The sequence below is a fragment of the Pseudomonas onubensis genome (assembly GCF_965653655.1).
In the GTDB taxonomy this organism is placed as follows: Bacteria; Pseudomonadota; Gammaproteobacteria; order Pseudomonadales; family Pseudomonadaceae; genus Aquipseudomonas.
In genome coordinates this window covers 43,670-50,682 of sequence record NZ_CBFHAZ010000039.1, presented here as the reverse complement: position 1 = coordinate 50,682, position 7,013 = coordinate 43,670, and the positions used below count along the sequence as shown (strand labels likewise).

Here is a 7,013-nt window from a genome sequence, read left to right as displayed (position 1 = left end):
AAAAAGGAAGGAAAGTATTAATATCACGCATAAGAACGCCGGTTTGTTAGATGTGTTTGCTCGCACGAACATCATCAACCAAATCGGCGTTCTTGTTTCTGTGTTTCCCGGGATTCCGTGAAGAACCAAAAAAAAGGCCGCACCCTGCCAAGGAGACGGCCAAAAAAATTGTCGAGGCTTTTAACACTAACGTGCGGTAATCACCGACAGCTTGGTGATGCCCGCGCGCTCGATAGACGCCATGGCTCGCGCCACTTCGCCATAATTCACACCATCATCGGCCTGCAATTGCACCCGCACCTCCGGGTCCTTGGCCTTGGCCGCCTGCAGATTGAACTCCAGCAGGTCGGGCTGGATTTCGTCCTTGTTGATAAACAATTTGCCCGCGCCGTCGATGCTCACCACCAGCGGGTCTTTCTGCTCCACCGGGGCAACTGCTTGAGTCTTGGGCAGGTTGATCGGGATCGAGTTGGTCAACAACGGCGCGGTGACGATAAACACCACCAGCAGCACCAGCATCACGTCCACCAGCGGCGTGACGTTGATCTCGCTCAGCACCTCATCACTGTCTTGCGTGGAGAAGGCCATTTCAGGACGCCTCCTTCACTTTTTGCGGGTTGCCGGCCGCGCTTTTGGTCAGCGCAGGGTGCAGCAGCACACGGAAGGAATTCTTTTGCGCCAGGCTGTAGAAGTCGTGGGCGAAGTCATCCAGGTCGGCCGCCGTGAGCTTCAGGCGACGCAGGAAGTAGTTGTAGACCAGCACCGCCGGCACGGCGACGGCGATACCCACACCGGTGGCCACCAGTGCTGCACCAATCGGGCCGGCCACGGTTTCGAGGCTGGCCGAGCCGGCGGCGCTGATGCCTTTGAGGGCTTCCATGATGCCCCACACGGTGCCGAACAGGCCGATAAACGGCGAGGTGCTGCCGATACTGGCGACCACGGCCAGGCCGGTTTCCAGAGAGCGGCGCTCACGCACGATCTGCTGGCGCAGGGCACGTTCAAGACGGTCCTGGTGATTGATGGCCTGGCTCAGGTCTGCCGCGTGCGGTGCATCACCAACCTGGATCGCGGCATACCCGGCCTGGGCCACACGGGCAGCGGCGCCGGGCTGGGTTTCGGCCAGTTCAGCGGCGGAATCGAGACTCGACGCCGCCCAGAACTGTTTGTGGAACTTGCGATCCTGCGCTTTGAGGCGCCCGAACTGCACGCCCTTCAATAACGCCAGGCCCCAGGTGACGACTGAAAAGACCACCAGCAGCCAGATCACCGCGCTTTCGATGGATTCAAGTGGAGATGCTAATGCCATGATGTTTTCCCTCTGTGCAGGTGGCGGCGTGTCCAACACACCGCTGCCGAATCGTTAGTGAATCTTGAAATCGATCGGGACGCTGACCCAGCCGTCCTGGGCCACATCGCCCTGCTTGGCCGGCACAAAGCTCCAACGCTTTACGGCGGTCAGTGCGGCGTCGTCGAGTTGCTGGCGACCGCTGCTTTTCTGAATCTGGATCTCACCCGGCTTGCCGCTGGCCAACACATGCACGCGCAACAACACCGTGCCTTCCCAACCACGGCGCTGGGCCAGTGACGGGTACTCCGGCGCCGGGTTCTTCAAGTACGCGGCGTTGGCTGAAGCCGGTGTCACCGGTGCGGGTGACGGTGGAGCAGCCGGTGCTGGCGGAGCAGGAGGCGCAGGCGTCGGTGGCGCAGGCGGTTGCTCGACCGCTTTCGGCACAGGCTTGGGTTCTGGTTTCGGCACCGGTTTTGGTTTGGGTTTTGGAACAGGTTTTGGCGGTGCAGGCTTGGCGGCCAACTCATCGACAACCGGCGGCGGTGGCTCAACCACAGGTGGCGGCGGTGGTGGCGGTACAGGCGGAGGCGGCTCCACCACCGGCGGTGCCGGCTGGGAAAATTCGATGGTCATCGGCGGGATTTCCGGCGGCACAATCGGCAGCACCGGCGTGGGCTTCTGGCTCACCCAATAGATCACCGCACCGTGCAGGGCCAACACCAGCAACCCGAGCAGAATCCCCTCGCGACGGCTCGAAAAACGCTTCGGGGTTTTCTGTAAACGCAACTGCCCCAACGGCGCGCGGTGCGGCCGGCCAAGGTCGACCAAATCACCACCCGGTGCCTGGCGCCACTGCGCCTCGGGTGCACTGGCGGCGGTCTGGACATTGCCCATTGATTCACTCCCTACGGTTTTCACACAAAAAAACCGACAGGCCTGCCAAAGCGGCCGTCGAGGGCTGAATCATCGGGGCTAGACGCTTATCTCTTAAAGTAATCTTTGAAGTTATAGATAGATCAAAACTGAATAAACGAAACAACCTGAAACGCCAAGCCCACGTCTTCCGTGGCCTGTGGCGAAGGGGTCGTTTTTCAATGCTTTAGAGGCATAAAAAATATTCATTGAAAGCATGGATTGTGGCGAGCGGGCTTGCCACAAAAAACACTCGTCGAACGCTTCAAGATGGATTGTTGGCGCATAAATCGAGCAATTGCCGCTGCAACGTTTGCCCCGCTGCCCCCAGGCCGCTGCGGCCATACAGCGCCAGGCGCACGCCCTGAACCATGGGCAAGCCACTGTCGTCACCGAGCACAACATGCCCAGGCTGCACCACCCGTTGCGGCAACAGGCTGATACCCAACCCCGCCGCCACCGCCGAACACACACTGGCCAAACTGGCGCTGGAATAGCCGATACGCCAACGCCAGCCACCGACTTCCAGGTGGTGCAGCATTTCATTGCGGTACAAACCGCCTACCGGAAACGCCACCAGGGGCAGCGGGTCGCGCCCAAGCGAAGGCATCTCGCGGCTGTCGACCCAACACAAGGGTTCCGGCCACGAGGCCACGCAGTCCTCGCTGTCACCCATCTGCTTGACCAGCAACACGTCGAACTCACCGGCGCGGTATTGGCGCTGCAATTCCGGGCCCAGACCACTGGTAACTTCCAGCCGCACGCGCGGGTAGGCCACAACGAAGGCCGACAGCAACGGCATCAGGCGTTCGGCGGCAAAGTCCTCCGGCACACCCAGGCGCAATACGCCGTCGCTTTGCTGGTTGATCAACACATCGGCGGCCTCTTCATGCAGAGCGAGGATGCGCCGCGCGTACGCCAGCAAACGCTCGCCCTCGGCGGTGGCCACCACGCGCCGCTGGTCACGGTCGAGCAACTGGCACGCCACCGCGTCCTCCAGGCGGCGGATCTGCTGGCTCACGGTGGATTGGGTCAAGTGCAGGCGCTCGGCAGCGCGGGTGAAATTGCCGCAATCCACCACCGCGACAAAACTGCGCAACAACACAGGATCAAACATGCTTTTCACCATTGCGTTTGCCACTGGTTGGCATGGTTATATTTAATTTCAGAATACTCTGGCGGCTGGCCATACTTCACGCCTCTTTTGCCCAGACGACAGGCCGTGCATGACGTTCAACCATTCATTCGCGGGAAAACTCGCCGGCTGGGGCCTTTTGGTCGTACTGGGCCTCAACCTGCGCCCCATCCTCAGTTCCATCAGCCCCTTGCTCGGCGAGATCCGCCAGGCCACCGGCCTGAGCTTCCAGAGCAGCGCCCTGCTCACCAGCCTGCCGGTGGTGTGCATGGGCCTGGTGGCGCTGGTTGGCGTGCGCGTGGAAGCGCGCCTGGGCGAGCGGCGCGGCATCGCGTTGGGCTTGATGATGATTCTGCTGGCGTGCCTGGCGCGCTGGTTGATGGGCCAGGCAGCGGCGCTGCTGGTCACGGCGTTGCTGGGCGGCGCCGGTGTGGCGCTGATCCAGGCGTTGGTGCCGGCGATGATCAAGCGCGAATTTCATCACCGCGTGCCGGTGGCGATGGGCGTGTACTCGGCCTCGTTGATGGCTGGCGGCGGGCTGGCGGCGTTGCTCAGCCCGCTGGTGGCCACGCATTTTCAGCAATGGCAGGCGGGGCTCGGCGTGTGGCTGTTACCTGCGTTGGGGGCGTTGCTGCTGTGGGCCTGGCTGCCGTTGGGCGCGGCGAGAAACCAGCAAATCGCGCCTGCCTTCAAAGGGCTGCGCAATCGTCGGGCGTGGCTGCTGGCGTTGTATTTCGGGCTGGTGAATTGCGGCTACATGAGCATGGTCGCGTGGCTGCCGGCCTACTACCAGCAACTGGGTTGGGGCGTGTTGCCGAGCGGTTCGTTGCTGGCATTCATGACCATCTTCCAGGTGATCGCCGCGCTGCTGATGCCAGTGTTGGCACAACGCGGTATCGACCGTCGCCCGCTGCTCGGCATCAGCCTGTTGGCACAGACCATCGGCTACCTCGGCCTGATCCTCGCACCGCTCGAGTATCCCCACCTGTGGGTCGCCTTGTGCGGTTTTGGCCTGGGCGCGTGTTTCGCCCTGAGCCTGCTGCTGACCCTCGACCACCACCGCGACCCACGTCAGGCCGGGCAACTGGCGGCCTTCGTGCAGGGCGTGGGCTTTTTGATCAACGCGGTTTCGCCATGGCTGACCGGCTGGCTGCGCGAAATCACCGGCAACTTCGTCAGCGCCTGGGTGGTGCTGACGGTCACGGTGCTGGCGATGCTGGTGGTGACGCGGGTGTTCAGCCCGGCCACCTATCGCACTGGTTCAGAAGTCGTAGCGCCCAGTCACGCCTAAGGTGCGCGGCGTGCCCAGCAAGCCTTCGTAGCCGCCATTGCCGCCGGTCCACAGGGTGGTGTAGTAGGTTTTGTCGAAGGCGTTTTTCAGCCACAACGACACATCCCACTGCCCCTGCTGGTAGTTGCCGCGCAGGCCGGTAGAGAGGTTGACCACCGCGTAGGCCGGAATCTGCCCATAGTCGGAATCCTCGACCGTGCCTACCGCTTTGGAGCGGAATGCGTAGCTGGCGGTCACGTAGGGTTCGAAGCCGTTATCCAGGTTCCACTTGTACTCGCCGTTGGCGTTGGCGATCCACTTGGACGCGCCCACCACTTGGTGACCGCTCAAGTCGCAGGAGGCCGGCGCACCCGGGCGCAAGCTGACTTCCGGTGGGCATGGTGCATCTTTGTACGACAGGTAACTTACATCGTTGAACGAGCCATTGATATTCAACGTCAGGCCCCGGATCGGCACCAGCGTGCTTTCCACTTCCACGCCGCGCGAGCGCACCGAACCGGCGTTGGTCAGGTATTGCACACGATTTTCCTGGTCGTAGGCGTTGGTCTGGTAGCCGTTGACCTGGGTCCAGAACAGGTTGGCATTGAGTTGCAGGCGGCGGTCCCACAGCGTGCTTTTAAACCCCAACTCGGCGTTGTTGGCGCGCTCGGTGCCCACCAGCAGCGAATCCGCCCCGGCCGTCGGCGCAGAGCCCACCACCAAGTTGACCCCGCCGGACTTCTCGCCATGGGACAACGTCGCATAGCCCAGCAAATTATCGTTGAAGTGATAACTCAGGTTGAGCAGCCCCGACGGCGTGGCGCTGTACTGGTTGAGATCGCCGGAGTCATACGCGCCGGTGCGCCCTCGCCGCGCCGTGGCAGCGGCGCCGGTGACCGCAGCGCCACCCACTGGCGCGTTGCGGTTGACCCAGGCGCTTTTTTCTTCGTAAGTGCCGCGCACACCGGCGGTGAAATCCAGGCGCTCGGTGAGGTGCCAGGTGCCTTGGGCGAACAGGGCAAAACTGTCGGTGCGGATATGCCCGTTGCCGACGCTGCTTACATCATTCAGCGCGCCGGTCGGCGTGCCATTCCAGATGTCCGCCTTGGGCCCGTAATAGGCGAAGGATTTGTTATCCAGCGAGTTGCCGAAGTAGTAGGCGCCCAGCACATAGTCGAAGAAACCACCGGTAGGTGACGCCAGGCGGAATTCCTGGGACCACTGTTTATCCTCTACCGACACGCCAGCGTTATACGACGCCGGCACGTTAAGGCCGTCGTCATTGCGCGGGGTGAAATTCCACCAGCGATACGAGCTGACCGAGGTCAGCGTGAAGTCGCTTGGTAGCGTCCAGTTAGCCTCAAGGGACGTGCCGCCCTGGAACACGGTGACATGTTGGTCGCTGTCCAGGTTGACCTTACGGTGCGTGCCGTCCACCAGGGTTGCGCCTGCCGCTGCGGCCCGGGATTGATAGAGATTGGTGCCATTGATGGTTGGCCCGGTGCTGTACAGCACGCGGGTGCCGGCGCTGGAGTCTTCTTCGTTGTAGTCGCCGATCCAACGCAGGTTGAAGGTGTCGCTGGGCTTGTACAGCAACTGCCCGCGAAAGCCCTGGCGTGAGCCGCCGTTAAGATCATGGCCGTCGTATTCGTTCTTGATGTCGCCATCGCTGCGTGTGCGATAGGCCGAAAAACGCCCCGCCAGATCGTCGGTGAGCGGGCCGGAAATCGTGCCCTTGGTCTGGAAATAACCGTCCTCGCCCAACGAGGTTTCAATGCTGCGCTCCGGAGTGAAGCTAGGCGCGCGCGTGCTGATATTGATCACACCCGCCGTGGTGTTCTTGCCGAACAAGGTGCCTTGCGGGCCGCGCAAGACTTCGATCTGCTCGATGTCCATCAAGTCGAACACCGCCATGCCCGGCCGCCCAAGGTACACGTTGTCGATATACAGCCCCACGCTGCCTTCCAGGCCGTCGCTGGCCGGGTTGTTGCCCAACCCGCGAATCGACACGCTGGACTGGCGCGCATGCATGTAGGCGACGTTGACGCTGGGCACCAGTTGCTGCAAATCCTGAATGCGGTAGACCCGCTGGCTCTCCAGCGCCTGGCCGCCGATGACGCTCATGGGCGTCGGCACTTCCTGGGCGCTTTCGGTGCGCCGCCGGGCGGTCACCGTGACGGTCTCAAGCTGGCCGCTGGCGTTTTCGCCCTTGCCGGCAGGCGCAGGTGTTTCGGCGGCCTGGGTCGGCGACCAACTGGTGCTGCCGGCCACCAACATGGCCAGGGGCAAGGACTTCAACAGACTCATAAGCGGCTCCGAAACCCGGAAATATCCATCAATAGATATTCCCAAATGTTATTTATTTATGTTTTATCGAACATTTACTGCATAAGAGATAGCCTTTA

General features: G+C 61.9%; 6 protein-coding genes. 1 reads left to right on the top strand and 5 read right to left on the bottom strand.

Going from position 1 to position 7,013, the window contains the following annotated elements; genetic code table 11:
- Positions 1 to 186 precede the first annotated feature (186 nt).
- The 4 genes from ACTD9P_RS15085 to ACTD9P_RS15070 form a co-directional block, all read right to left on the bottom strand.
- A complete protein-coding gene (locus ACTD9P_RS15085) occupies positions 187 to 588 on the bottom strand; it encodes an ExbD/TolR family protein (RefSeq protein WP_017136714.1) in 402 nt (133 codons plus the stop codon).
- 1 nt (position 589) lies between these two features.
- Positions 590 to 1,312: a MotA/TolQ/ExbB proton channel family protein gene (locus ACTD9P_RS15080; RefSeq protein WP_438868286.1), complete on the bottom strand. Its 723-nt coding sequence runs from the start codon at positions 1,310 to 1,312 to the stop codon at positions 590 to 592.
- Between the two features lie 51 nt (positions 1,313 to 1,363).
- Positions 1,364 to 2,185, bottom strand: coding sequence for an energy transducer TonB (locus ACTD9P_RS15075; protein WP_438868285.1), 822 nt, complete (start codon positions 2,183 to 2,185; stop codon positions 1,364 to 1,366).
- Positions 2,186 to 2,468: 283 nt separating this feature from the next.
- Positions 2,469 to 3,320: a LysR family transcriptional regulator gene (locus tag ACTD9P_RS15070; protein WP_438868284.1), complete on the bottom strand. Its 852-nt coding sequence runs from the start codon at positions 3,318 to 3,320 to the stop codon at positions 2,469 to 2,471.
- 109 nt (positions 3,321 to 3,429) lie between these two features.
- On the opposite strand from ACTD9P_RS15070, the gene ACTD9P_RS15065 reads away from it, so the two are divergent.
- Complete coding sequence (locus ACTD9P_RS15065) at positions 3,430 to 4,629, top strand: CynX/NimT family MFS transporter (RefSeq protein ID WP_438868283.1); 1,200 nt, start codon at positions 3,430 to 3,432, stop codon at positions 4,627 to 4,629.
- On the opposite strand, the gene ACTD9P_RS15060 is transcribed toward ACTD9P_RS15065, so the two are convergent.
- Entirely contained in the window at positions 4,600 to 6,915 is a 2,316-nt protein-coding gene (locus ACTD9P_RS15060) for a TonB-dependent receptor (RefSeq protein WP_438868282.1), read from the bottom strand. The two genes, ACTD9P_RS15065 and ACTD9P_RS15060, sit on opposite strands and share 30 nt — an antisense overlap.
- Positions 6,916 to 7,013: the final 98 nt, after the last annotated feature.

Bases quoted from the DNA above. Each gene is read 5' to 3' on its own strand.
- ACTD9P_RS15085 (WP_017136714.1), bottom strand. From the start codon at position 588: ATGGCCTTCTCCACGCAAGACAGTGATGAGGTGCTGAGCGAGATCAAC.
- ACTD9P_RS15075 (WP_438868285.1), bottom strand. From the start codon at position 2,185: ATGGGCAATGTCCAGACCGCCGCCAGTGCACCCGAGGCGCAGTGGCGC.
- ACTD9P_RS15070 (WP_438868284.1), bottom strand. From the start codon at position 3,320: ATGTTTGATCCTGTGTTGTTGCGCAGTTTTGTCGCGGTGGTGGATTGC.
- ACTD9P_RS15065 (WP_438868283.1), top strand. From the start codon at position 3,430: ATGACGTTCAACCATTCATTCGCGGGAAAACTCGCCGGCTGGGGCCTT.
- ACTD9P_RS15060 (WP_438868282.1), bottom strand. From the start codon at position 6,915: ATGAGTCTGTTGAAGTCCTTGCCCCTGGCCATGTTGGTGGCCGGCAGC.